Raw genomic sequence first — 23010 nt, 5'->3', positions numbered from 1 at the left:
GTTCACTTCCTCACCTTGGGGCCGGTGCCATCGAGAAAGGCACGCATGAGCTCCTTCGCCTCGGTACTTGACTGGGCGACGGAGGCCATGAGCGCCTCCAGCATGTAGCCTTCGTCGCGGCCGGTTTCTGCGATGCGCGGCAGCGCTTGGGTGATTGCATAATTCGTGACCGGGGAGTTCGACGCGATCGACGCCGCAAGTTCTCTGGCCTTGGCCGGTCCTTCACCGCCGGGGACGCAGTAGTTGACGAGCCCTATGCTCTCGGCCTCGGCAGCGTCGAACCGGCGTCCGGTGAGCATCATGTCCTGGACTCGGCTGAGTCCGATGAGACGGGGCACCCGAACCGAGGCGCCTCCGCCGACGAAGAGTCCGCGTTTGCCCTCCGGCAGGGCGAAGTATGCGGACTCCTCGGCCACCCGCAGGTGCGCTGCGGTTGCGAGTTCGAGGCCGCCGCCGATGACTCCGCCCTGGAGTACGGCGATGACGGGGATCTCGGATTCGGTGATCGCATTCATCGTCGCGTGCCAGGAACGTGAGTGGTGGAGTCCTCCCACAGCGTCTCGCTCGGCCATCTCGGAGAGATCGAGGCCCGCACAGAAATGCTCGCCGACGGAAGTCAGCACGATGGCTGAAACGTCGGGTGGGGTGCGGAAGAATTCGCCGAGCGCGGCGACCGTCGCATCGTCGAGGGCGTTGCGTTTGGCAGGCCGATCGAGGGTGAGGACTCCGATGGCGCCCTCGGCGGTGAACCGGAGGGACTCGGAGCTGTCGGTCGACTTCGGCTGTTCGGAGACGTCGGCGAGGTGGGATGAGGGGAAGTGTGTCATTTGTGGTCCTTCGGTGGTGCGGATGATGCTGGATTCTTTGCGGTTCTGGCCGTCGGTGCGGGACTCGAGTGTGCGCCGAGCGCATCTCCGCTGCGCAGGGAGACCTTGTGTATCTTGCCCGAGCCGGTGCGTGGGAGTTCGTCGACGAGGCTGAAGTACTTCGGCACCTTGTATTTGGCAAGGCGGGCGAGCAGGAAGTCGCTCAGTTCATCCGGCGTCGGCCGGGTCTCCGACTCAGCTGCGACGATGAAGGCATGGCCGACCTCGCCCCACCGCTCGTCGGCTGCGGCGACGACCGCAGCTTCGCTGACACCTGGATGCTCGAAGAGAGCAGACTCCACCTCGGCAGGATAGACATTCTCTCCACCGGAGATGAACATGTCCTTGAGCCGGTCGACGATGAAGAGGAATCCGTCGTCGTCGAGGTAGCCGATGTCGCCGGTATGGAACCACCGGCCTGGGGAGAACGCCTGATCGGTGGCATTCGGGTTGTTCCAGTAGCCATGGGTGACATTGGGGCCACGAGCGACGATTTCGCCCTTGACTCCGGGGGAGCAGGAATTTCCGGAGACGTCGCGGACTTCGACTTCGGTGAATGGCACGGCACGTCCGGCCGATCCTGCCTTGTCGAGGGCGTGCTCAGCAGGCAGGAAGGTGCATCCGGGGGAGGTCTCGGTGAGTCCGTAGCCTTGGCAGAACATGATGCCCCTCGCCTGGTAGCTCTTGATCAGGGAGACAGGGATCGGGGCACCGCCGGAATTGACGAATCTCAGCGACGACAGGTCAGCACTCGCCCATCTTGGTGATTGCAGCATGTCCGCGAACATTGTTGTGACCCCTGCCATCCAGGTCAGCCCCTCGTGTTCGACGGCGTCGAAGGCGCGGTCGACGTCCCACCGAGGTTCGATGAGCATGTGTGACCCACGCAGGTAGCTGGTCATCACCTGCTGGTTGAGGCTGATGACGTGAAAGAGCGGCGCAGTGACAAGGGTGACGTCGTCGGTGGTGAGATCCGTGTTGAGAAGGAGATTGAATGAATTCCACATCAGGTTGGCGTGGGAGAGGACCGCGCCTTTGGGTCGCCCGGTTGTCCCCGATGTGAAGAGCAGGAACGCCGGGTGGTTGCCGTCGACGTCGGCTGACGGCAAGAGCGAACCCGTCGACGAGGCGGGCGTATCTTGCCACTGCACCTCTTCCTGGACCACATTGGTTTGCAGCCCGGCTGCCGTCTTGGCCGATTCGGGCGCTACGTACAACAGAGACACTTCTGTGAGAGTGAGCTGGTAGTCGAGCTCGGGCGGCGCTAGTCGCCAATTGAGTGGGATGAAGATCGCGCCGAGGCGGAGGCAGGCGAGCAGGACGATGATTAGGGCGGGGTGGTTGGGGCCGAGGTAGGCAACGCGGTCACCTCGACGGACTCCCTGAGCGTGCAGCTCTGCCGCGCAGGTCAAGGTGCGTTCGTGCATTTCGGCGTAGGTGTATTGGACACCGGCGAAGGTGATCGCTGGCTTGCTGCCGTGGTCGATGGCCTGGATTTCAGAGAGCCGGGTCAGAGTGGGGTGGGAGAAGGTCACAGGGATTCTCCTTCCGTTGCTGCCGGCGGAGTGCCGGTTTCGGTGCTGGGTTGCGTCTCGCCGGGGCTCTGTTCTGACAGGTTCCGGGATGTCGTCTCGCCGAGCCTCCAGATGCAGAGGATGCTGATGGCGGCGACGACCGCGATGACGATCGATAAGGGGATCGTGGAGGGAGAATCGGTCGAGCTCATGATTGCGGCGAACAGGACAGGCGAAATGCCTGCGCCGATTCCGGCGATCTGGTAGCCGAGGGATGCCCCGGTGTAGCGGTGCTCGGTGTCGAAGAGTTCGGAGTAGAGACCGGCCAAAGGTCCATAGATCATCGGGTGGATGACGCCCTGGCCGATGATCATGCCGATGGTGATGATGAGGCCGTCCTTCGTCTCGATCATCGGGAAGAGAACGAAGCTCCACACGGCAATGAGTACGGCACCGGCGACGACCAGTGGTCGACGGCCGATCGTATCGGACAGTCGGGACCAGCCGATGATGCCGAAGATCGCGAAGAACGAGGAGAATGACAATGCGTTGAGTATCGTCTGCTGTTCGATGCCGATCTGCACGCCGTAGGCCACGGAATAGGTAGTCAGCAGGCCCTGGAACATGAACGCGGACAGGCCGACTCCGACGGCGAACAGCAGGGTCACAGGCTGCCCGCGCAGAGCCGCGATGATCGGAATGCGACGGGTGGGCGTGCGTGCCTTCGCCGCGAGGAACTCAGGAGATTCGGCGACAGCGGAGCGGACGATGATGCCGACGACGAGCAGAAGGATCGAGGCGAGGAACGGCAGTCGCCAGCCCCAGGCGATAAAGGCTTCGGGGCCCATGATCGCCAACACTGCGGCGATGACCAGTGCAGAGACAAGTTGCCCGGTGGGCGCGCCCGCACTGGTGAAGCTGGCCCAGAAGCCGCGGTTCTTCGTCGAGTGCTCAGCGGACATGAGCATGGCTCCGCCCCATTCGCCGCCGATTGCCACGCCCTGGACGACGCGGATGAGGATGAGGAGAACTGGACCGATGAGGCCCGCCTGCTCGTAGGTCGGCAGCAAGCCGATCGCCGTTGAGGCGATTCCGATGGTGAACATGCTCAGCACGAGCATGCGTTTTCGGCCGAGTTTGTCCCCGAAGTGCCCGAAGACGACGCCTCCGAGGGGACGGGCCAGGTAGCCGGTGGCGAATGTGGCCAGACTGGCGAGAGTGCCGACCGCAGGGGAGAGGTTGGAGAAGAACACGTCCTTGAATACGAGGGCGGCGCAGACCGAGTAGACGAAGAAATCGTAGTATTCGATGACGCTGCCAAGGTACGCCGAGGCGGCAGCTCGCTTGAGCATCGGTGTTGATTTGCTTGAGGTGGAGTTCGCGGAAGCCATGTAATCCTCGCTGACTGAACGGCTCTTTTGGCTGAAGGTTTGATCGGCGGTGATCGAACCGGTTCGATACTATGCAATGTGCAGACGGAGCGTCAATAGATTGCGGTATATATGCGCTTTCGAGTGGAGGGTGCACATAGAATCGGGGTATGGACTTTCGCCCGCAGTCGCTTTTCTTCGCCCTCGTCGGTGAACACCTGCTTGGATCGACTCGTCCCCTCAGTGGAGCTTCGATCGTCTTCGTTATGAATAGGCTCGGCGTCGGTGAGACCGCAGCGAGGTCGGTGCTGCAGCGAATGACTGCCAAGGGATTTGTATCCCGTCACAAGGAGGGTAGGAAGACGTTCTACGCGTTGACCGAGACCGGGTCTCAGATCCTCGGTGAAGGTGGCCGCAAAATGTTCACGGGATGGCGGTCACAGGACTGGGATGGCGCTTGGACGATGGTCAGGATTCAGGTGCCTGAGTCGCGGAGATCACTACGGCAGAAGATCTGGTCCCAGCTGTCGTGGGCGGGTTTCGGTCAGGTCGACGGCGGCACTTGGGTGGCCCCGGGGGAGCGGGAGCTGATGTCTGTGCTGGACGCCGAGCAGCTCGAAGTCTCCCCAATCGTCATCTGCGGCCGACCTCAACCTCCTACGACTGACGACGACCTTGTGGGGGCCTTCGATCTTGATGCTCTCTCCGCTGAATACGCTGCTTTCGGCGACCGGTGGCAGGTTTTCGACTCCGACGCTATGGCGCCAGTGGAGGCTTTGGTGGCGCGAGTGAAGCTGCAATGTGAATGGCTGGGCCTGACCCGGTTGGACCCGCAGCTGCCTGCCGTCCTCCTGCCGCAGGATTGGCCCGGAACGATGCAGGCTCAGTTGTTCGGCGAGCTCGACCAGCGCCTTGGCAAAAGAGAAGCGCCTGTCCTCGACGACTTCTTCGCCGGCACGCTCGAGTAGACGCGCCCTGATGAAGGTTCTGCCGATGTAGTCCTATCGTCTCCGGTCAGATCCACTCCTGCGCCAGCGCGAATTCGATGAGTGCCTGCACCCTAGGCGCGATCGTGGAATGCGCAGGCCAGGTGGCGAACGAAAATGAGCAGAGTGCCGGGACGTGGCGGATCGCGCAACGCTGAATCGGCCGAGCCGAACCTGCTGGGGCCGGGCAGGCCGGGGGAGCGTCAGTTCCTCTGAGCTCTGACGACCATCGTGGCGATGCGCACGCGATTGTTCGTGTCCAGTTTGACGTTGATCCGGTTGAGGTGAGTCTTGACCGTTGCCAGACTCATGAACGTCTCCTCGGCGATCTCCTGATTCGACAGGCCGTCGGCCACGAGTTCGGCGATCTGCCGCTCGCGGTCGGTGAGCCCTGCTAACAGCTCCACAGCCTCCCGCTGCAGGCGATGATCGGAGTTCGACCTGACCTTGGCGATGACCTGTCGCATCGACTGCGGAGCAAGAATGGGCTCACCGGCGTGGACCTTGCGTACCGCAGCGGCGAGATCCACAGGGCCGATGTCCTTGAGGAGGTATCCGGCGGCACCTGCCTCGAGAGCCCTGAAGAGGTAGTCGTCGCTGCTCATGCTCGTCAGGGACACCACTTTCGGCGGCCGGACGCTGTTGAGCAGACGCTGGGTGGCTTCGATCCCGCCGATTCCCGGCATCCGTATGTCCATGAGCACGACATCGGGATAGTGCAGAGACGCCTTCTCGATGGACTCTTCCCCGCTCAGCGCCGAGACGACGACGTCGATACCGTCGGCGGCCTGGAGGATTCCCCGGATCCCGGTGATGACCATGGGATCGTCATCGACGACCATGACTCGGATCGGGGCGGCTTGGTTCATGATCGTCACAATACCCGAGGCCCATGACACGGACCGGCGCGGCGCGGAAGTCCCTGTTCCGCATCGCCTCAGGTCTGGGGTGAGAGGGATCGAAAGCACACCTGGACACGGAACTCATTGCCGAACACCCCGATCGACGCTTCGCCGCCGAACATCTCGGTGCGCTCGCGGATGCCGACCAGACCGGATCCCGATCCGGTCGATCCCAACTGAGCGTCCTGCGGACCCGGGCGGTGACCGGCCGGTCCCGGTCCGTGATCGGGCGCGCCGGCACCGGCCCCTCGCGCCGGTCCCGGCGCATATCGTGGGCGCGGCGGAACATCGACTGGGCCTGGAGCGCTGGGGAGCGGATTGCTCACCGAGATCCGGATGCCGCGGGCCGCCGAGACTGCGATGTCCACCGTCACCGGCAGATTCGGCGCATGTTTCATCGCGTTCGTCAGTGCCTCCTGGACGATTCGATAGGCCGCACGGTCGAGCGCGGGCGGGCACGAGTCCACGTCCTGGATGACGATGAGTGGACGGATGACCGTGCCGGTGGACGCCACGGAGGAGATGAGTTCGGGAATCGCAGCCATCGTTGCGCGGCTCGGAGGGGACGAGTTCTCATGGCCCGGCCGCGGATCAGCCAGATCGCCGTTCCTCACGCCACCCACCAGATGACGCAGATCCTCCAGTGACGCGCGGGCCTCCTCCCGCAGAGCTGACGCCGTCGAAGCGACCTCGGGGTCGGTCTGTGCTCCGACCTCAAGGGCGCCGGTGTGCAGCGAGATCACCGATAGGCGGTGGGAGAGCGTGTCGTGAAGTTCGCGTGCCAAGAGCTCTCGTTCGGACTGCCGCGCGATCTCGGCCGTGAGCGACTCATTGCGCTGTGCTTGCCGTTCGGCGATCGACTCGACCGCTCTCATCCTCCGCGTCCGACGCAGAAGTGCGCCGACCCCCAGCGCCGTACACAATCCGATGACGCCGGCTGCGATCGTGATGATTCTGATCGCCAGGTGCGAATCCTCCGGAGGGATGGTCGCCTCGAGTCCCGTGACCTGTGCCGGGTCGGGCAGGAAGAAGATGCTGAACGGATTGTGCTCCGGCGGTGCCAGACACATCCTCACCGTGGAGAACGCCATCAGTCCGGTACTCACCGCCGAGGCGATGATCGCCTGCCGCCGGGGTGTTCGGATGACGAGGTGGAAGACCGCAATGAGGAGCATCAGCGCATCGCCCCACCCCGCTGTGAGCAGTGCTCCGGCGACGAAGGGCACCCAGGGCCATCTGTGTCGGAGGAAGACGAGTCCCCACACGAGGAACAGCAGCAGGACGGCCACGAGCCCCGTGTCATTGAGTTCCCCGTCGGAGAAAGCCCAGGCGTTCGCGGTCAGCGCCATCGACGAGGTGAAGAACCCGAAGAGATAGGCGATGACACCGATGAGGATGCTGCCGGCGATGCGCACACCGCGCGGGATCCTGCGGCGAGGGACGGTTTGTTCTGACACAAGAGAATCGTAACCGCGGGGGCTGACACGCGTAGTCCGCCTTCAGGCTGGAGGAGGTCAACCGATCGGCTGGCAGGATCCAGCCCGAGTGTGGACGCGCTGAAGCGCGGACGGGACGAAGCTGGAGCAGTCAGCCAGATCCAGCTTCGAAGGAGCGTCATGTCCCATCCCCAGAATCCCCAGAACACCCCGCAGCAGCCGCAGTCTCCACAGCCCCAGCATCAGTGGTCCCCGCAGCACCAGCCCCCTCACAACGCCCAACACCAGACCTCGCCGCAGAACTTTGGCCCCCAGCAGTGGGGACCGGCACAGAACGCACCGGCCTACGGGACCGGCGGCTACCCGCAGCAGCCCTACGGTCAGAAGCCGCCGAAACAGAAGAAACCGCTGCTCAAACGCTGGTGGTTCTGGCTGCTCGTCGTCATCGTCGTCATCGCCATTGCCAGCGCGCTCGGCGGCGGGGGAGAGGACACCGGCACATCGGAGAGCGGCTCGTCCGACGCCCAGCAGTCGGGGGAGTCCGCGGAGAAGAAGCCAGCGGAGAAGGAGGCTGCGGACAAGGCCGCGGAGGAAGCATCTTATGGAATCGGAGACACTGTGGCTGCCGATGACTGGGAGGTCACCGTCGCCAAGGTCGAAGACGGAGTCTCACAGGTCGGCGACGAATTCCTCAACGCGCAGGCTCAGGGACAGTTCGTCCAGATCGAACTGTCGGTGAAGAACACCGGATCGGAACCGAATTTCTTCTTCGAAGACGACATCAAACTCGGTGATGATGCCGGCAACACCTACTCTGCCGACTCAGAAGCCGGTATCTATGCGGCCGAGAACAACATCCTCTTCCTCGAAGAGATCAATCCCGGAAACACCGCCGACGGCGTCCTCGTCTTCGACGTTCCCGAAGACGTCGATCCGAGCAAGCTGACCTTCGCCGGCGGACTGTTCTCCGACCCGGTGGAGATCTCCTTGAAGTGACCTCACCGGTCCAGCTGTTCCGCCCGGGCGATGATCGACCGGGCGGCACGGACCGTCTGTCCGAGGAATCCGCGTCCGAACAGTCGGATATGAGCGAGCAGAGCGAAGAAGCTGTGCGCCGGCAGGTCATCCCGCCACCCGTCCGGCATCGGATGGGTCTGTTCTTAGCCGGAATAGATCTCGTCGAGATGTGCGGTTCCGAAGAGGCCGAGCAGGGCGAGGTCTTCCAGCCGGTGACCGCCGTGCGCGGCCGGATCGATGAGCGTCACCCCGGTCGGTGTCCACATGAGGTTTCCCGCCCACAGGTCCCCATGGATGCGCGCAGGTGCCTCCTTGCCTTCACCGCAGATGCCGGCGAAGGCGCCAGACGCGATGGCATCGATCGCCGAGGCGACCGTCGCCCGGTCCTCACCTCTGAGATCCCCGGCAACCGCAGTGACCAAAGGACGCAGACGCTGCTCGACCCAATAGTCGGTGAAGTCGTCGACGGACTCGGCAGGCACCTCGAAGGGACTGTCGAGGGGGCCGAAGAATGACTGTGGGGTCGGTGACCAACCGAAACCGGGAGCACCCGCATCGTGGAGCCGGGCGAGGGCACGACCGAAGGCGGCGGCCGCCTCGGCGTCGGGACCGGTCTCTCGGAGGCGGCGCAGCCGCAGAAAATCCGGCCCGTGCTCGAGCACTTCGACGACCGAGGCCACGCCTGGTTCGGCCAGCCACCACAGCCCGGCGGCCTCGGCAGCGAAGAAGCCGTCCGGGGCGGACTTCCGCAGTTTGAGGAAATCAGTCATGGCCACAGGTTAGTCGGGGGAGCCGTTGTCCGTGTGTCCTCGGGTCAGGTTCCGAGCTCGGCGAGGAGACCGGCGGCAACTGCAACGAGCTCTCCGTTGCCGGCTGCCTGAGTGCCGTCGATGAGGACCGGAGTGTCCTCCAAGCCAGTGCGGATACCGTGGCCGCGCCTGATGGCTCGGGCATTGACGACCCAGGAGGCGATGCCCTCCCCATGGTGGACCTGCGGCAGTTCGATGCCCGCATCGGCAAGGACCCGTTCGATCGCGGCGGCCTCAGCCAAGGCGCGATCCGGATCGGTGTCCGTGGGTTCGACGAGCACGCGTTCGCAACGGGCCGCCACGCCCGAACCGACGAATGACGCTGCATTGTCGACGCTGAGCAGACCTGCCTCGATTCGGACACCCCGCTCGATGAGCAGCTCGCAGACTTCGCGAATTCCCGACTCACCTTGATTGGCACTGACCAAGTCAGGCAGCTCCGTCCATTCGCCGATGAGCGTCAGACGGACCTGCGGATCGGGTTCGATCTCGGCTGCGGTGCTCAAAGAGATCGGAATCCCCGGGCACGCGGCACGCACCTCACGAATCGTGGCCGAGACCGGTTCAGCATGAAAGGTCTGCCGGCCGGTCGCATCGAAGGGATGGAGGTGGATGACCTGAGCACCTGCTGCCACGGCGGCGGCCGCCTCGGCGGCGATGGACTGCGGTGTCCGCGGAGTCGCCGGGTGGTCGCGATCACCGTTGAGGGCGGCATGCAACAGCGGTTCGTGCGAAGCTGATCCGTTCATCTGGCCACTGTCTCGCATTCGTGACGTCGAGTACAGGTTCTCGCGGCAGGACCGTGAGAAGTCAGCCTCTTCACCTGACCGGCAGGTTCCGAACTGTCCCCAGCCCCGGCCGAGGTCATAGGGTGATCCCAGAGCCCGCCCAGCATCGAGGCGGACCTGGAGAGAAAAGGGGCGCCCACACGTGACGAAGAACGGAGATCACGCCGCCGCCGAAGCGCAGAACGGCCACTCATGCTGCGCTCCAGCGACCAACCGCGCCGAGGCGGGGGACAGCCAACCAATGGATCTTGCGGTTGGTCGTGCCGTGAGTTCCGAGTCGAACCTTGAGTTCAGCTTCGATTTCGTCGCCGTCGGCGGCACCTTCGATATGGGAGATCCTTTCGGCGACGGGCATCCCACCGACGGTGAGGGACCACGTCACCGCGTGGACCTCACCGAATTCGAGATCGCGACGACGAGCGTGACGAATGACGACTTCGCCCGGTTCGTCGCCGACACCGGGTTCGTCACCACCGCGGAGCGTTTGGGCACCTCGGCGGTCTTCGCCATGCTCTTGGAGACCAATCCGGGAGCAGAGGCTCACATCCTCGGTCAGGCTCCGGGCGTGCCCTGGTGGGTCGAAGTCTCCGGGGCGAGCTGGGCCGCGCCCGAAGGTCCAGGGTCGACCATCGACAACCGAAGAGACCATCCTGTCGTGCACATCAGCTGGGACGACGCCCAGGCCTATTGCGCCTGGTCCCGGACACGGCTGCCGAGCGAAGCCGAATGGGAGCTCGCTGCTCGCGGGGGCCTCAAGGGACGCCGCTATCCGTGGGGCAATCGGCTGCTGCTCGACGGGGAATGGAACTGCAATATCTGGCAGGGCGAGTTCCCGCGTACGAACACCCTCGACGACGGCTTCATCGGCACCGCACCGGCCCGACACTTCGCGCCCAATGGGCTGGGCCTGTTCAACACCGTCGGCAATGTCTGGGAATGGTGCGCCGACTGGTTCGCCCGCGACTACTACCAGCATTCCCCGCAATCCGATCCCCAGGGTCCGGACATCGGAGACAAGCGGATCATGCGCGGAGGATCGTTCCTGTGCCACGACTCCTACTGCAATCGCTACCGGGTGGCCGCCCGCTCCTCGAACACTCCGGACTCATCGGCGTCGAACATCGGATTCCGAGTTGTCCGAAACCTCGGCCGGGACACTGCCTCGAGCAGGGAATGAGGCGGAGCCGACCCCGCAGTCCTCGGGCGGTGGGGCCACCTCGTTGAGTGAGGTTCCTTGCCCGATAGACTGCGAGTCATGTCGAGAATCAACTGCCCCGAACTGAGCACGAAGACCGTCACTGCTGAGGCAGCAGCCCGCCATATCGACAATGGCCAACGCGTGGCGATGAGCGGTTTCACCGGTTCCGGGTACCCGAAGGCAGTGCCGGGGGCGGTAGCCGCACGCGCTCGGGCCGCCCACGATCGGGGTGAGGACTTCCGCATCGAACTGTGGACGGGAGCATCGACGGCGCCGGAACTCGACGGGGTACTCGCCGAAGCGAACGCGGTGAGCAAACGGCTGCCGTTCCAATCCGATCCGGCGATGCGGGCCTCGATCAATTCGGGTGACACCGCGTATGTCGACACTCACCTCAGCCATTCGGCTCAGCAGGCGTGGTTCGGGTTCTACGGCAACCTCGACGTCGCCGTCGTCGAAGTCGCGGCGATCCTGCCCAACGGTCTGCTGGTTCCCGGCAGCTCGGTCGGGAACTCGAAGACCTGGCTCGACCTGGCCGATAAGGTCATCCTCGAAGTCAATGACTGGCATCCGCGCGGGTACGAAGGCTTCCACGATGTCTACTACGGAACCCGGCGTCCGCCAGAGCGGCTGCCGATCCAACTGCTCGAGCCGATGCAGCGCATCGGTGACCCCTATCTGCGCGTCGACCCGGCGAAGGTCGTCGCCGTGGTGGAGACGAACGCTCCGGACCGGAACCTGCCGTTCAAACCTGCCGACGAGGACTCGAAGGAGATCGCCGGCCACCTCGTTGATTTCCTCCGTCATGAGATCGCCGCAGATCGGCTGCCGCCGGAACTGCTGCCGCTGCAGTCAGGCGTCGGCAATGTCGCCAATGCGGTGATGGGAAATCTCGCCGACAGCGAGTTCGAGGGACTGACCGCCTATACGGAAGTCATCCAGGACGGAATGCTCGACCTCATCGACAGCGGAAAGCTCACCTCGGTGTCGGCGACGGCGTTCTCGCTCTCGGCCGAGCGGGCAGAGGATTTCAATGACCGGATCGAGTCGTACAAGGGCAGGATCCTGCTGCGCACTCAGGAGATGTCGAACCACCCGGAAGCCATTCGCCGCCTCGGCATCATCGCCATCAACGGAATGGTCGAGGCCGATATCTACGGCAACGTCAACTCCACGCATGTGACCGGTTCGTCGATCATCAACGGCATCGGCGGCTCCGGTGACTTCGCCCGCAACGCCTACCTCAACTTCTTCGTGTCGAACTCGCAGGCCAAAGCGGGAGCGATCTCTGCGATCGTGCCGTTCGCCAGCCATATCGACCACACCGAACACGACACTCAGATCATCGTCACCGAACAGGGCCTGGCCGATCTGCGCGGACTGCCTCCGGTGGCCAGGGCACGGAAGATCATCGACAACTGCGCCCACCCGGACTACCGAGATCGCCTCACCGACTACCTCGAGCGTGCGATCACGGCGAACCCGACCGGTCGGCATACCCCGCACATCCTGGCCGAGGCTCTGTCCTGGCATGAGACGTTCCTGTCGACCGGGCATATGTGAGAGAGCGCGGGTTCCCACGACCCCGACTGCTCAGCCGCTGATCACGGTCGGCGCTGCGGCGACCACCCAGGCAAGTCCCGGTCCGATGAGGCACATGAGGCCGGCGTAGCCGATCATCTGTCTGTAGTAGCGGTCGCGGATGCTCGGATGGACATTGGCCAGGAGCATCGCGCCGTTGGTCGAGAACGGACTGATATCGACGATGGTTGCGGCGATCGCCAGCGCCGCGACGAACCCTCCGACATGCACGTCGCCCGACTCGAGGAACGGCACTGCCAGGGCGATGACGACGCCGATGATCGCCAAGGACGACGCCAGCGCAGAGATCAGACCGGACATGTAGAACAGCAGCAGAGCCGCCAGCAGAGGGACGCCGATCGCTGAGATGCCCGCCGAGACCCATTCGACGGTTCCGGCCTCCTGCAGCACGGCGATGTAGGTGAGCACTCCGCAGATGAGGATGACAATCGACCATGAGACCTTCGACATGGCGGCCTTGCCGGCGGCAGGGTCGATGACGGCGAGCACAACCGAGATCGTGATGGTCACCAGGCCCACATCCCAGCTGAAGATGATCACAGACAGTGCCATCGCGATGAGTCCGATCAGGGTCGGGAGCTGAGAGCGTGTGAGACGGATGGTCGTCCCGCGCTCGGACGCGGCCTCATGTTCCGCGAGACCGTCGTCGGCGGCGGTGCGCAATCCCGGCCGGCGACGGAGGACGAACCAGACGACGACCGCGAACACGGTGTTGAACACCAACGGGGCGAGGAACAGTGTCAGAGGGGTCGGGATGAGATCGTTCTTCGTCAGATAGTCATTGATGAAGATGCCGTAGACACTGATCGGAGAGAAGGCCCCGGCCAGTGCTCCATGCACGACCAGCAGACCGACCATGAACTGATTGATCCGATGCCGGCGTGCGAACGACAGCGCCAGTGGAGCGATGATGGCCACAGCGAAGAGCGCCCCCAGCGAGATGAGTATCGCCGTGAGTGCGAAGAAGATCCAGGGCATGAGCCCGATCCGCCCGCCGACGAGCTTCACACACCAGCGGACGATCACTTCGATCGCGCCGTTGTTCTGGGCGAAGCCGAAGAGGTAGGTCAGACCGACGAGCGTGAGGAAGAGGTCGACGGGAAAGCCTGCCAGGAACTCTTCGGGTGCCTGGTGCAGGACGAGGCCGCCGACGCCGGCGGCTGCGATGAAGCCGAGCAGGCCCATATTGATGTCCCGCCAGGTTCCGATGACGAACATCAGTCCGAGGACGATAACGCAGATCAGTTCTGCACTCATGGGTTTAGCTTCTCCTTCGAACGTCAGCCGGCGAATGTCCGGCGGCACAAGGGCACGCGACACAAATTAATGCATGTCACCTGGTGCGATCAGGTCCATTCGGCATATGAACTCACAGCGACACTCAGCGGAAGGACTCCGCCGCCGATTCGCCGTCTCGTATAAAGGAGAGCAGAATTCGTCCATCGCGGATAGTGCGGACGATCACAGACTCGTTAGTGTGTCATTCAGCTTCATCGGGCCGCACGCGAATCACTTGGACTCAACGCGGCCTCCTCCGTTTCTCAGTCTGCGAAAGGTCGCCGTCGATCATGAACGAATCCACACCGGAGCCCAGCGAATCAGATGTGCTCACGGCCGCCTCGGCGATCGTCGATGCCTTCGCCGCCACGGACACTCAGTCGTACTTCTCCCGATTCGCCGAGGACGCCTCCTTCGTCTTCCACCCCGAAGCGCGACGCCTGAACACTCGTGCGGAATATGAAAGGGAGTGGGCTTCGTGGTTGGCCGACGGCTGGTCAGTGGCCGCCTGCGCCTCATCGGACCAGCTCGTCCAGACTTTCCCCGGCGGAGCCGTGTTCTCCCACACCGTCGATACGACCGTGAACACCGCAGACGGGCGGGAATCATACCGGGAACGCGAATCGATCGTCTTCCGCCGCCTCGGTGACGGTGAACTCATCGCCATCCACGAACACCTCTCCACGGTCCCGGACCCTGCCGACGGCTCGTCACCGACTGAGGCCGGTGCCGCCGAGAGCGCACCCGACACCGAGGAGGTCGCGCAGTGAACTGGTACCGCCGTTTGGAACAGCGATTGGAATCCGGCCACGATTCCGGAGTCATCCGCGGCTCCCTGAGCGGGGGACGGATGTTCATGATCTGGCTGGCCGCGAACCTCGTGGTCACGACCCTGTTGACCGGAACCCTGTTCGTCCCCGGCGTCGACTTCACCACAGCGGTCATCGTCATCATCGTCGGCACGATCATCGGCACCATCGTGCTCACGCTCATCGGCAACATCGGCACCCGCACGGGCCTGGCGACCATGGCCATCACCCGCGGTGCCTTCGGCGCCAAGGGCAGCTTCCTGCCGGTCGCCGCCAACGTCATCATCCTCATGGGGTGGAGCTGGGTGCAGGCTATGCTGGCGGGAATCAGCGTCAACTACGTCGTCGCCCAGACGACGGGATTCTCCAACCCGATCCTCTTCTCCGTGCTCTGCCAGGCGCTCGTTGTCGGACTGGCGATCCTCGGCCACGAAGGGATCGAGAAGGCCGAACCCTGGTTCGCTCTTCTCATCCTGCTGGTCATGGCCTACGTCTTCGTCATCGCCTTCACTGGACACTCACCCGACGAATACGCAGGAATCGAGAGCCTGCCGGAACTTGAGTTCACTCCGGTCCTCGCACTCGATATCGTCATCTCCACAGCCATCTCCTGGACCGTGCTCTCCGGCGACCTCAACCGATTGGCCGGGACTCAGAAGGCCGGAATCGTCGGATCGGGTCTGGGCTATCTGACCTCAACCGTGCTGGCCATGCTGCTGGGTCTCACCGCGTTCAGCTTCATCCTGCTCGACGGGGGAGACCCGGCCGAATTCGACCCGACGGTCCTGGCCGCGGAATTCGGGTGGGCACTGGCCATCGTCATCTTCCTCTCGGTCATGGCCACGAACACGATGGTCGTCTACGGAATGGTCAACTCCGTCGTCGGCGCACAGAGCAGGACGAAGCTGAAGTTCCTGCCGACGGCCCTCATCCTCGGCGCGATCTCGATCATCGGTTCGACCTGGCTGGCCTTGCTCGACCAGTACACCGACTTCCTCACGATGATCGGGGCGTTCTTCGTCCCCGTCTTCGCCATCCTCATCGTCGACTACTACATCATCAAACGCGGTGCCTACTCACCCGACATCCTCAATGACTCCGGCGGCCTCTACTCCTACACCCGCGGAGTCAATTGGGCGGCCGTCGGTGTGTGGGGCCTCGGGGCACTGGCGTCCTATGTGCTCACCTACGCCTATCCGAGCCCGATCGGAGCGACGATTCCGTCCTTCGCCATCTCATTCGTGGCCTACCTCGCGCTGTCCTGGGGCAGCCGTGCGAAGTTCGCAGGAACTCGACATGCGCACCTGTCCGACGGGATCCGCGGAAGCTGAACGCGGCCTGTCTGTTTACGGTCGTAGCCTGACCACCATGTGCCGTTCCCAGGTGATGAAGCAGTCCACACGCTATGATCGCACCGGTCGGCCGGAATCACAGAAGGGAACCCGGTGTCTGTGATGGTAATCTTCGACAGGTTCATGCCACCGAACCGTCGACTCAATCCCGAGGCGCTGGCCTGGGTTGCGGTGATCGTTCTCGCCATCGTCATGCTCGCGGTGGAATCGTCGATCGCCGTCTCGGTCAACGAGGCCCCCGTCGCACTGGCCTTCGTCGTCACCATCGTCCATGTCGGGTCCATGCCACTGTCCATGCTGCGACCGCTGTTCGGCACTATCATGTCGATCGGCGCCTGCACGGTGCTGCCGCTGTTGGGGCCTCACGTGTCCGGTGTGCCGTGGCCGTGGATGGTTCCGATGATGATCACGCAGATCGTCATCATCCTCATCATCGGACTCCGGGCCCACTGGGGAGTGGCCTTGGCCGCACTGCTCGGCAGCATCGGGGGCTCGGCAGCCGCGGTGCTCATCACTCATCTGCTGGTGGCAGACACCCGTACCGACGGCGCAATCGTCAACATCCTCATCTACTCCTGCATCGCCGGCGGCGTGTATCTCGCCGCAGTCATCGTCCAGCAATGGCAGCTCATCCGCTCCCAACTGGTCCAGGAGAAGGAGAACACCGCGGAGGAGCACTCCAAACGCGTGACCATCGAGGAGAAGGCGCGCATCGCCCGGGAACTCCACGACATCGTCGCCCACAGCATGTCGATCATCAACATCCAGGCCTCCAGCGCGCCGTTCCGCCATGCCGGAATCGACGCGGAGGTGGCCAAAGAGTTCGAAGACATCTCCACTTCCGCCCGCACCGCGCTGACAGAGATGCGCGGACTGCTCAGCGTCCTGCGCAACGATGAGGGCGGAGGCGAACTGGCACCGCAGCCGAAGTTCTCCGAGATCGATGCTCTCATCGAGAAGGCCCGACAGGCCGGAGTGCAGGTCAGCGTTGAACGCAGCGGCGAACCGATCGACCACCTCATGCGCGACAGCACCGGACTCGCCGGCTACCGCATCATCCAAGAGGCCCTGAGCAACGCGATACGCCACGCCCGCAACTCCGCCATCGCCATCCGCATTCGTGGGGCCAGCTCAGCCGTCTGGATCAGCGTCACCAACGACCACGGCGACGGTCCCAGCGAAGCGGCGAAGCACGACAAGCACGACCGGCAGGGACTGATCGGCATGCGCGAACGCGCAGCCTCCGTCGGTGGCGAGATCCGCAGCGGAGCCACCCCCGAGGGAGGCTTCGAAGTCGAAGCAGTGCTGCCGCTTTCGCCCCGCGGACGCCCGACCGACGACAGCGAACCGAGCGCCGACACACCGGTCACGGACACTTCGGTCACGGACAAGGAGACCCCATGATCAGGATCGTCATCGCCGATGACCAAGCGATGGTGCGAGCCGGCTTCGCCGCGCTGCTGAGCGCTCATGCAGATATCGAGGTCGTCGGACAGGCCGAAGACGGTGCACAAAGCGTCGATCTCGTCGCCGACCTTGCCCCCGACATCGTCCTCATGGACGTCCGGATGCCGCTCATGGACGGAATCGAAGCGACTCGCACGATCGTCGCCGCGAATGCCGCGACCCGGATCATCATGCTCACCACCTTCGACATCGACGACTATGTCTTCGACGCCATCCGTGCCGGGGCCAGCGGATTCCTCCTCAAGGATGCTCCGCCCGCTGAACTCGCCGAGGCGGTCCGCATCGTCGCGGGAGGCGAAGCGCTGCTGGCCCCGAGCGTGACCAAGCGAGTCATCGAGCACTTCGCTACCGGTGGGAAGACGGCCAACCGCACAGCGCTGCCCGAACTCACGGACCGGGAACGCGAGATCCTCATCCAAGTCGCACGCGGAGCTTCGAACACAGAGATCGCGTCGAGCCTGCACATCGCGGTGCAGACCGTGAAGACCCACGTCTCCCGGATCCTGTACAAACTCGATGCCCGCGACCGCGCCCAAGCAGTCATCGCCGCCTACGAATCCGGTCTCGTCATTCCCAACAGCTGAGTCCGAGCGCTCGTCTTCGTCTCGCACCCCCTACCCGAGTAGGGGGTGAAGAACGGCTCCCTGGGGTGACGAAAAACCGGGCGGATCTCCATACGGTGGGAACCATGAACCCGTCTGACCTCATGACAACTGAACCGACTTCCCCAGCTGCGACGCCGTTGTCGACTCCGGCACCGGATCGCGCGTCCCGGGCCGAGGTGCTCGAACGCAGGCGAGCGAAGAGGGGAACCGCCGAACAGGAATTCACCAGCGACTTCAGCGCGCTGATGGCTCAGGTCAAGGAAGCGGGACTGCTGGCCAGGCGGCCGGGTTGGAACACGCTGCGCTTCGTCCTCCTCGGGCTCGGCTACGTCGCATCTTTCGCCATGCTCTTCCTCATCGGTGAGAGCTGGTGGCAGATGGCGACCGCAGTCGTCTTCGGCGCGCTGTTCACCCAGACTGCCTACGTCGCCCATGACGCAGCACACCGACAGATCTTCACCAGCGGGAAAGTGGGGGAGTGGGTGTCGACGATCATCGGCAACCTCTTCATCGGACTGAGCTACGGATGGTGGCTGAAGAAGCACAATGCGCTTCACCACGCCAATCCGAACAAGGCCGGAGTCGACGGAGACATTGCTCCCGGCGCACTGGTCTTCACTCCTGAGGATGCACGTGAACGCACAGGCCTGGCCAAATGGTTCGCAGCACGTCAAGGCTGGTTCTTCCTGCCGCTGCTGACCCTGGCCGGCCTCCAGCTGCACGTCGAATCCGTCAAGGCCATCGTCCGGGGACAGTCGTCGATCAAACGTCGTTGGATCGAAGGCGTCTTCATCGGCATCCGCCTCATCGGTTTCCCCGCGCTCGCCATCTGGGCGGCAGGTCCCCTCATCGGCAGCGTCTTCTTCCTCGTCCAGCTCGCCGTCTTCGGCGTGCATATGGGCGGATCCTTCGCTCCCAACCACAAGGGTCAGCCGATCGTTCCCAAAGACGTGAAGATCGACTTCCTGCGCCGTCAGACGCTGATGTCACGCAATATCTCCGGCGGTCGCTTCATGGGATTCCTCATGGGCGGTCTGAACTATCAGATCGAACACCACCTGTTCCCCAGCATGCCGAGCGTCAACCTGCACCGGGTGCAGCCGATGGTCCGCGAATACTGCCGCCAGAAGGACATCACCTACACCGAGACGACTCTGCTCGAGTCCTACAAGATCATCATCGCCTACCTCAACCGGGTGGGCCTCGGCGAAGCAGACCCCTTCGACTGCCCCGTCACCGCGCAGTTCCGGTCTCGCTGACTGGCGGGGCACATTCAGTTGCGGTCCCGCAGGCTGAAGGCCTCACAGTCACCTCCAGCGCTGCGGGCCGGACGAGAAAGAAGCTCAGGTGAGCCGATCGTGTTCACCGGAGACCCATTCGGCATAGCGCTCGGCCGACGTCTGCACCGCTGAGTGAGCTTCGGAGGCGATCGACTGGCCGAAGTTGCCGTACATGCGGTCGAAGTCGAGATCGTTCACCGAGGCTGCGATGCGCCGAACGACTGCCGCCGACAGCGGCAGGTAGTTCGGGAAGCTGCGCATGAATGTCACCCATCCCGACCGCGCCACCGGACCGATGGAATCTCCGCTGAGCATGACCCCGGTGCCGTCGGCGCCCGTCCATACCGCTACAGCGCTGCCCGGGAAATGACCGCCGGTGCGTCGGAGCCTCACTCCGGGGACCGGTTCCGCCTCGTGGAAATAGGGGCAGATGGCCCGCCCGGTCCGCTGCACCCAGTCGAGATCGGCTCGGCACACGAAGACGGGGGCATCGTCGAAAGCGGCACTCCACTCCAACTGGGTGCCGAACATATGCGGGTGGCTGGCGGCGATGCCGGCGACTCCGCCGAGGTCACGGACCGCTGTAACCGCCTCGGCGTCGATATAGGCGGGCACGTCGAAGAGCATATTGCCGGCATCGGTGCGGGCGAGATAACAGGTCTGGCCGATTCCGAGCTTCGGTTCGACGCGGATGGCGAAGAGGCCGGGTTCGCGTTCGGAAATGGTGAGGCGGTGGCCCTCGGACTCGAGTTCCGTCCGCGTCGTCCACTGCTGGCCGGAGGCAGGGACCCACTGCCGGTCATCCTCGCAGATCGGGCACAAGTCGGGCAGAGGGGGCGTCGTCTCCACCCCGCAGGTGCGGCAGATCGTCACATCGGATAATGCCACCATGTCATCCTCTCGGTCCCACACGTGAAACCACAGACTCCCACCGAGCCTAGTCCTCACATGAAGTGAAGACCAGGATCGGTGGGAGTCCCACCGCTGCGCGGCCCGTCAGTGTGCGGCGGCGTGCGCCTTCCTGTGGGCGATGACATGGCCGACGAGGATGAGCGCGATGCCGCCGGCGAGCCAGGCGCTGAGCACCCACCACTGGAGCGACATGGACGCGTCCGGGAAGTAGGAGAAATTGCGCAGGAGCGTGCCGGCCGCGCCCGGGACGAAGAACTGGCCGATGTCACCCCAGGAACCGGCGAGGAACTCCTTCGGCTGGTTGAGCGAGGCGATCGGGTTGCCGATCAGCATCGTCAGCACCGCACCGATGGCGATGCCGGCAGGACCGATGAGCGAAACGAAGCCGTTGATCAGCCCGACCGTCGCCGCGATCGAGAGCCCGATCGCCAGTGCGTTGAGGCCGAAGTTCCCCTGCAGGATCCCGAACCAGGTCTGCATGATCAGCGCCAGGGCCAGTCCGCCGACGATTCCGTAGACGACGGTGCCGACCAGGCGCATCCGCCGCGAGCGGATGCCCATGCTGGTGAGCACACCTCCGACGATTCCGCCGAGGGTCAGGGGCAGTCCCGCGATGGCCAGTCCCGCGCCGGAGGGATCGTCATCGGAGAGCGGAACGACGTCGGTGATCTTCACCTGCGGAATCTCCATCGCCGAGGCGCCCGGATCGGCGCCTTCTCCCGCCGGGTTGCCCTGGGGTGGGGCCTGGCCGGCGGCCGCGGCTTCGAGGGCCTTCTGCATCTGCTCCTGCATCTTCTTCGTGCCTTCCTGAAGGCCCGAGATCGCCTGCTGGTCGATGTTGTGCTGCATCTGGGTGCCGATTCCGCTGAGCTGCTGCGCGACTGCTGGGGAGGCGGCCTTGGCGATGAGGATCTCCGGTTCGTCCTCGAGGACGAAGGCTCCGTAGACCTCACGCTCCTTGATGAGCTGCACCGCCTCGGCGCGGGAATCGACGCGCTTGAGATCGAGCATGCCGTCGGGGGCGTTGCCGGAGATCCGGTCGATCTGCTCTTCATCACCGACGGCGGCGATCGGCAGATCCTTGGGACCCGAGGTCACGGTCGGCCAGCTGAAGGCGAGCAGTACGAGGCTGACGACGGCTGCGGCAAGGACGGCGACGAGGACGGCCCGTCCGAACTGCGGGGGAGCATCCTGGGCTGTCGTCGCCGGTGTCGTGCTCGCGGCCGAACGGTCGGCCGCGTCTTCTCGGCTGAGTATCTGGGTCGGCATGTCTGTCCAATCATCGAAAACGAATACTCGTTCATTATGAAACCATCGGCTAGGATATATCAAGAATGGCCATTCGTTTTTAGGGGGGAGAAGTGCCGAAGGTCACCGAGGAGCACAAGGCCGCGATGCGTACCAGGATCCAGGATGCGGCTCTGACATGCTTTGCCCGCAAAGGATTCGCCGGTGCGTCGATGGCCGATATCGTCAAGGAGGCGGGGCTGTCGGCCGGAGCCGTCTATGTCTACTATGCGTCGAAGGCCGACCTGATGATCGACGTCGCCCGCCGGGTGATGGGGCCGCGCATGGCGGTGCTCGATGCAGCCAAATCCGGTGGTGAGGTGACGGCTCCTGCGGAGGTGTTCGTCGAGATCATCGATTCACTGCTCATCGACAACCCGTTCTCACCGGTGATGGTTCAGGTGTGGGGTGAGTCCTCCTACGACATGGAGTTCGCGAATTTCGCCAGGGGTACCTTCGAAACGCTCATCGCAGAGTTCACCGACTACCTCGCTCTCTACCTGCAGGACCAACGGGGAGTGGATGCAGAGACCGCGCGGGCTCGGGCCGCGGTTCTGGTGCCCGGCCTGCTGGCCATGATCCAGGGCGCAGTCGTCCAGTCGACCGTCTTCGGCGAACCCTCCAGAGTGCGAGTCCGTGCCGGAATCGAAGCCGTGCTCTCCAGCATCGAGTTCTGAGTCAGCGTCGACTTCTTCGTTCCTCCGCTGCTCAGACGGAGTCGCCGTCGTCATCGACCGAATGGACGCGGTCTTCGCGCATGCTCACCGTTTCGACTCCGTTCAGCTCCATGAGCGGGGCCACAAGCAGGTGCAGGGGTCGCTTTCCGTCGAATCTCACGTCGACCTGGACCATCCGCGTCCCGTCGGCGGACTCGAACCGCCGCGAATCGACGATGGTGTTCTTGAATCCCATTTGGCCGGCGAGGGCGAGGATCTCGCGGAGGACTCCCGCTCCGTCGCGGTAGGACACCCGCAGCAGTTTGCGGTGGTCGCTGTTGGGGATCTTGCGGATCAGGGGAGCGATGACGAAGAGCGTGAACAGGTGGAGGGCAGTGAGCATCGTCGCCAAGAGCAGCATCCCGGCGCCGCAGGCCATACCGACGGCGGCCGTGACCCAGATCGTCGCGGCAGTGGTGAGCCCGCGGACCATGTTGCGTCCCTTGAAGATCACTCCGGCGCCGAGGAAGCCGATGCCGGAGACGATCTGCGCGGAGATCCGTGAAGGATCGAGGCGGACGTCGTTGTCGAGCACGCCTTCGAACCCATAGGCGGAGATCAGCGTGAAGGCGCAGGTGCCGATGCCGACGAGCACGTGGGTGCGGTAGCCGGCAGCCTTCTGCCTGAACTGTCGTTCGAAGCCGATGAATGAGCACAGGACGAAGCTGGCCAGCAGCAGACCGGCCTGGAGCAGTCCTGCGCTGCCCAGGATGTTCTCAAACGACGAGGAGTTGACCATAGTTACTTCACCATAGCCCCACCCAACCCCCTAGTTACTACCTGACGGCGGCCCAGCAACCTCGCGCGAGTTTGCTG

Annotated in this window: 22 protein-coding genes; 10 read left to right on the top strand and 12 right to left on the bottom strand. The window is 63.9% G+C overall.

The genetic code is table 11. From position 1 onward, the window contains the following. Positions 1–2: 2 nt before the first annotated feature. Genes ACSBQT_RS11250 through ACSBQT_RS11240 form a run of 3 tightly spaced genes read right to left on the bottom strand, consistent with a single transcriptional unit; the run spans position 3 to position 3771 of the window. On the bottom strand, positions 3–827 hold the full coding sequence (locus ACSBQT_RS11250) for a crotonase/enoyl-CoA hydratase family protein (RefSeq protein ID WP_410710386.1): 825 nt from the start codon (positions 825–827) through the stop codon (positions 3–5). Continuing rightward, positions 824–2401, bottom strand: coding sequence for an acyl-CoA synthetase (locus ACSBQT_RS11245; protein ID WP_410710385.1), 1578 nt, complete (start codon positions 2399–2401; stop codon positions 824–826). Before ACSBQT_RS11245 ends, ACSBQT_RS11250 begins: the two co-directional genes overlap by 4 nt. Beyond that, entirely contained in the window at positions 2398–3771 is a 1374-nt protein-coding gene (locus ACSBQT_RS11240) for an MFS transporter (RefSeq protein ID WP_410710384.1), read from the bottom strand. Before ACSBQT_RS11240 ends, ACSBQT_RS11245 begins: the two co-directional genes overlap by 4 nt. Before the next feature lie 149 nt (positions 3772–3920). Between ACSBQT_RS11240 and ACSBQT_RS11235 the strand changes: the two genes are divergently transcribed. Further along, on the top strand, positions 3921–4718 hold the full coding sequence (locus ACSBQT_RS11235) for a PaaX family transcriptional regulator (RefSeq protein ID WP_410710383.1): 798 nt from the start codon (positions 3921–3923) through the stop codon (positions 4716–4718). Positions 4719–4939: 221 nt separating this feature from the next. Here ACSBQT_RS11235 and ACSBQT_RS11230 read toward each other — a convergent pair whose 3' ends face one another. Both ACSBQT_RS11230 and ACSBQT_RS11225 read right to left on the bottom strand, forming a co-directional pair. Beyond that, positions 4940–5605: a response regulator gene (locus ACSBQT_RS11230; RefSeq protein WP_410710382.1), complete on the bottom strand. Its 666-nt coding sequence runs from the start codon at positions 5603–5605 to the stop codon at positions 4940–4942. A gap of 68 nt (positions 5606–5673) precedes the next feature. Continuing rightward, positions 5674–7095 (bottom strand): sensor histidine kinase, encoded by a 1422-nt coding sequence (locus ACSBQT_RS11225; protein WP_410710381.1) that lies wholly within the window; start codon positions 7093–7095, stop codon positions 5674–5676. A gap of 159 nt (positions 7096–7254) precedes the next feature. On the opposite strand from ACSBQT_RS11225, the gene ACSBQT_RS11220 reads away from it, so the two are divergent. After that, positions 7255–8070 (top strand): DUF4352 domain-containing protein, encoded by an 816-nt coding sequence (locus ACSBQT_RS11220; protein ID WP_410710380.1) that lies wholly within the window; start codon positions 7255–7257, stop codon positions 8068–8070. 2 nt (positions 8071–8072) lie between these two features. Here the strand turns inward: ACSBQT_RS11220 and ACSBQT_RS11215 are convergent, their stop codons facing one another. Genes ACSBQT_RS11215 through ACSBQT_RS11205 form a run of 3 tightly spaced genes read right to left on the bottom strand, consistent with a single transcriptional unit; the run spans position 8073 to position 9649 of the window. Then, on the bottom strand, positions 8073–8219 hold the full coding sequence (locus ACSBQT_RS11215) for a hypothetical protein (protein WP_435001785.1): 147 nt from the start codon (positions 8217–8219) through the stop codon (positions 8073–8075). A 15-nt stretch (positions 8220–8234) separates the two neighbouring features. Continuing rightward, positions 8235–8861 carry a fructosamine kinase family protein gene (locus tag ACSBQT_RS11210; RefSeq protein ID WP_435001784.1) on the bottom strand — a complete coding sequence of 209 codons (627 nt, stop codon included), beginning with the start codon at positions 8859–8861 and terminating at the stop codon, positions 8235–8237. A 44-nt stretch (positions 8862–8905) separates the two neighbouring features. Next, entirely contained in the window at positions 8906–9649 is a 744-nt protein-coding gene (locus tag ACSBQT_RS11205; RefSeq protein ID WP_410710378.1) for a 3-keto-5-aminohexanoate cleavage protein, read from the bottom strand. Between the two features lie 181 nt (positions 9650–9830). Here ACSBQT_RS11205 and ACSBQT_RS11200 point away from each other — a divergent pair, with 181 nt between their 5' ends. Beyond that, a complete protein-coding gene (locus ACSBQT_RS11200; protein WP_410710377.1) occupies positions 9831–10865 on the top strand; it encodes a formylglycine-generating enzyme family protein in 1035 nt (344 codons plus the stop codon). 78 nt (positions 10866–10943) lie between these two features. Continuing rightward, positions 10944–12449 carry an acetyl-CoA hydrolase/transferase family protein gene (locus ACSBQT_RS11195; protein WP_410710376.1) on the top strand — a complete coding sequence of 502 codons (1506 nt, stop codon included), beginning with the start codon at positions 10944–10946 and terminating at the stop codon, positions 12447–12449. 30 nt (positions 12450–12479) lie between these two features. Here ACSBQT_RS11195 and ACSBQT_RS11190 read toward each other — a convergent pair whose 3' ends face one another. Then, the gene (locus ACSBQT_RS11190; RefSeq protein ID WP_410710375.1) at positions 12480–13745 is read right to left on the bottom strand and encodes an SLC13 family permease; all 1266 of its coding nucleotides are present in this window, start codon (positions 13743–13745) and stop codon (positions 12480–12482) included. Between the two features lie 311 nt (positions 13746–14056). Here ACSBQT_RS11190 and ACSBQT_RS11185 point away from each other — a divergent pair, with 311 nt between their 5' ends. The 5 genes from ACSBQT_RS11185 (at position 14057) to ACSBQT_RS11165 (ending at position 19258) form a co-directional block, all read left to right on the top strand. Beyond that, a complete protein-coding gene (locus ACSBQT_RS11185; RefSeq protein ID WP_410710374.1) occupies positions 14057–14536 on the top strand; it encodes a YybH family protein in 480 nt (159 codons plus the stop codon). Then, a complete protein-coding gene (locus tag ACSBQT_RS11180; RefSeq protein WP_435001783.1) occupies positions 14533–15906 on the top strand; it encodes a purine-cytosine permease family protein in 1374 nt (457 codons plus the stop codon). The genes ACSBQT_RS11185 and ACSBQT_RS11180 overlap by 4 nt, the downstream gene beginning before the upstream one ends. Positions 15907–16050: 144 nt before the next feature. Continuing rightward, a complete protein-coding gene (locus ACSBQT_RS11175; protein ID WP_410710372.1) occupies positions 16051–17331 on the top strand; it encodes a sensor histidine kinase in 1281 nt (426 codons plus the stop codon). Further along, positions 17328–17978: a response regulator transcription factor gene (locus ACSBQT_RS11170; protein ID WP_410710371.1), complete on the top strand. Its 651-nt coding sequence runs from the start codon at positions 17328–17330 to the stop codon at positions 17976–17978. Before ACSBQT_RS11175 ends, ACSBQT_RS11170 begins: the two co-directional genes overlap by 4 nt. A gap of 122 nt (positions 17979–18100) precedes the next feature. Then, entirely contained in the window at positions 18101–19258 is a 1158-nt protein-coding gene (locus ACSBQT_RS11165; protein WP_410710370.1) for a fatty acid desaturase family protein, read from the top strand. Between the two features lie 84 nt (positions 19259–19342). Here ACSBQT_RS11165 and ACSBQT_RS11160 read toward each other — a convergent pair whose 3' ends face one another. Together ACSBQT_RS11160 and ACSBQT_RS11155 are read right to left on the bottom strand one after the other, a co-directional pair. Beyond that, positions 19343–20170 (bottom strand): hydrolase, encoded by an 828-nt coding sequence (locus tag ACSBQT_RS11160; RefSeq protein ID WP_410710369.1) that lies wholly within the window; start codon positions 20168–20170, stop codon positions 19343–19345. A 105-nt stretch (positions 20171–20275) separates the two neighbouring features. Beyond that, the gene (locus ACSBQT_RS11155; RefSeq protein WP_410710368.1) at positions 20276–21460 is read right to left on the bottom strand and encodes an ABC transporter permease; all 1185 of its coding nucleotides are present in this window, start codon (positions 21458–21460) and stop codon (positions 20276–20278) included. A gap of 92 nt (positions 21461–21552) precedes the next feature. Between ACSBQT_RS11155 and ACSBQT_RS11150 the strand changes: the two genes are divergently transcribed. Further along, positions 21553–22155, top strand: a complete 603-nt coding sequence (locus ACSBQT_RS11150; RefSeq protein WP_410710367.1) for a TetR/AcrR family transcriptional regulator — start codon at positions 21553–21555, stop codon at positions 22153–22155. Positions 22156–22186: 31 nt separating this feature from the next. On the opposite strand, the gene ACSBQT_RS11145 is transcribed toward ACSBQT_RS11150, so the two are convergent. Next, entirely contained in the window at positions 22187–22933 is a 747-nt protein-coding gene (locus tag ACSBQT_RS11145) for an MgtC/SapB family protein (RefSeq protein ID WP_410710366.1), read from the bottom strand. Between the last annotated feature and the right edge of the window lie 77 nt (positions 22934–23010).

This window comes from Brevibacterium sp. H602 (assembly GCF_051172395.1).
GTDB lineage: Bacteria > Actinomycetota > Actinomycetes > Actinomycetales > Brevibacteriaceae > Brevibacterium.
Note: the sequence above shows the minus strand (reverse complement) of the source record. Positions and strands in the feature narration are given on the sequence as shown.

Bases quoted from the DNA above. Each gene is read 5' to 3' on its own strand.
- ACSBQT_RS11250 (WP_410710386.1), bottom strand. From the start codon at position 827: ATGACACACTTCCCCTCATCCCACCTCGCCGACGTCTCCGAACAGCCG.
- ACSBQT_RS11240 (WP_410710384.1), bottom strand. From the start codon at position 3,771: ATGGCTTCCGCGAACTCCACCTCAAGCAAATCAACACCGATGCTCAAG.
- ACSBQT_RS11235 (WP_410710383.1), top strand. From the start codon at position 3,921: ATGGACTTTCGCCCGCAGTCGCTTTTCTTCGCCCTCGTCGGTGAACAC.
- ACSBQT_RS11230 (WP_410710382.1), bottom strand. From the start codon at position 5,605: ATGAACCAAGCCGCCCCGATCCGAGTCATGGTCGTCGATGACGATCCC.
- ACSBQT_RS11220 (WP_410710380.1), top strand. From the start codon at position 7,255: ATGTCCCATCCCCAGAATCCCCAGAACACCCCGCAGCAGCCGCAGTCT.
- ACSBQT_RS11215 (WP_435001785.1), bottom strand. From the start codon at position 8,219: ATGCCGGACGGGTGGCGGGATGACCTGCCGGCGCACAGCTTCTTCGCT.
- ACSBQT_RS11210 (WP_435001784.1), bottom strand. From the start codon at position 8,861: ATGACTGATTTCCTCAAACTGCGGAAGTCCGCCCCGGACGGCTTCTTC.
- ACSBQT_RS11205 (WP_410710378.1), bottom strand. From the start codon at position 9,649: ATGAACGGATCAGCTTCGCACGAACCGCTGTTGCATGCCGCCCTCAAC.
- ACSBQT_RS11195 (WP_410710376.1), top strand. From the start codon at position 10,944: ATGTCGAGAATCAACTGCCCCGAACTGAGCACGAAGACCGTCACTGCT.
- ACSBQT_RS11190 (WP_410710375.1), bottom strand. From the start codon at position 13,745: ATGAGTGCAGAACTGATCTGCGTTATCGTCCTCGGACTGATGTTCGTC.
- ACSBQT_RS11185 (WP_410710374.1), top strand. From the start codon at position 14,057: ATGAACGAATCCACACCGGAGCCCAGCGAATCAGATGTGCTCACGGCC.
- ACSBQT_RS11175 (WP_410710372.1), top strand. From the start codon at position 16,051: ATGCCACCGAACCGTCGACTCAATCCCGAGGCGCTGGCCTGGGTTGCG.
- ACSBQT_RS11170 (WP_410710371.1), top strand. From the start codon at position 17,328: ATGATCAGGATCGTCATCGCCGATGACCAAGCGATGGTGCGAGCCGGC.
- ACSBQT_RS11165 (WP_410710370.1), top strand. From the start codon at position 18,101: ATGACAACTGAACCGACTTCCCCAGCTGCGACGCCGTTGTCGACTCCG.
- ACSBQT_RS11160 (WP_410710369.1), bottom strand. From the start codon at position 20,170: ATGGTGGCATTATCCGATGTGACGATCTGCCGCACCTGCGGGGTGGAG.
- ACSBQT_RS11155 (WP_410710368.1), bottom strand. From the start codon at position 21,460: ATGCCGACCCAGATACTCAGCCGAGAAGACGCGGCCGACCGTTCGGCC.
- ACSBQT_RS11145 (WP_410710366.1), bottom strand. From the start codon at position 22,933: ATGGTCAACTCCTCGTCGTTTGAGAACATCCTGGGCAGCGCAGGACTG.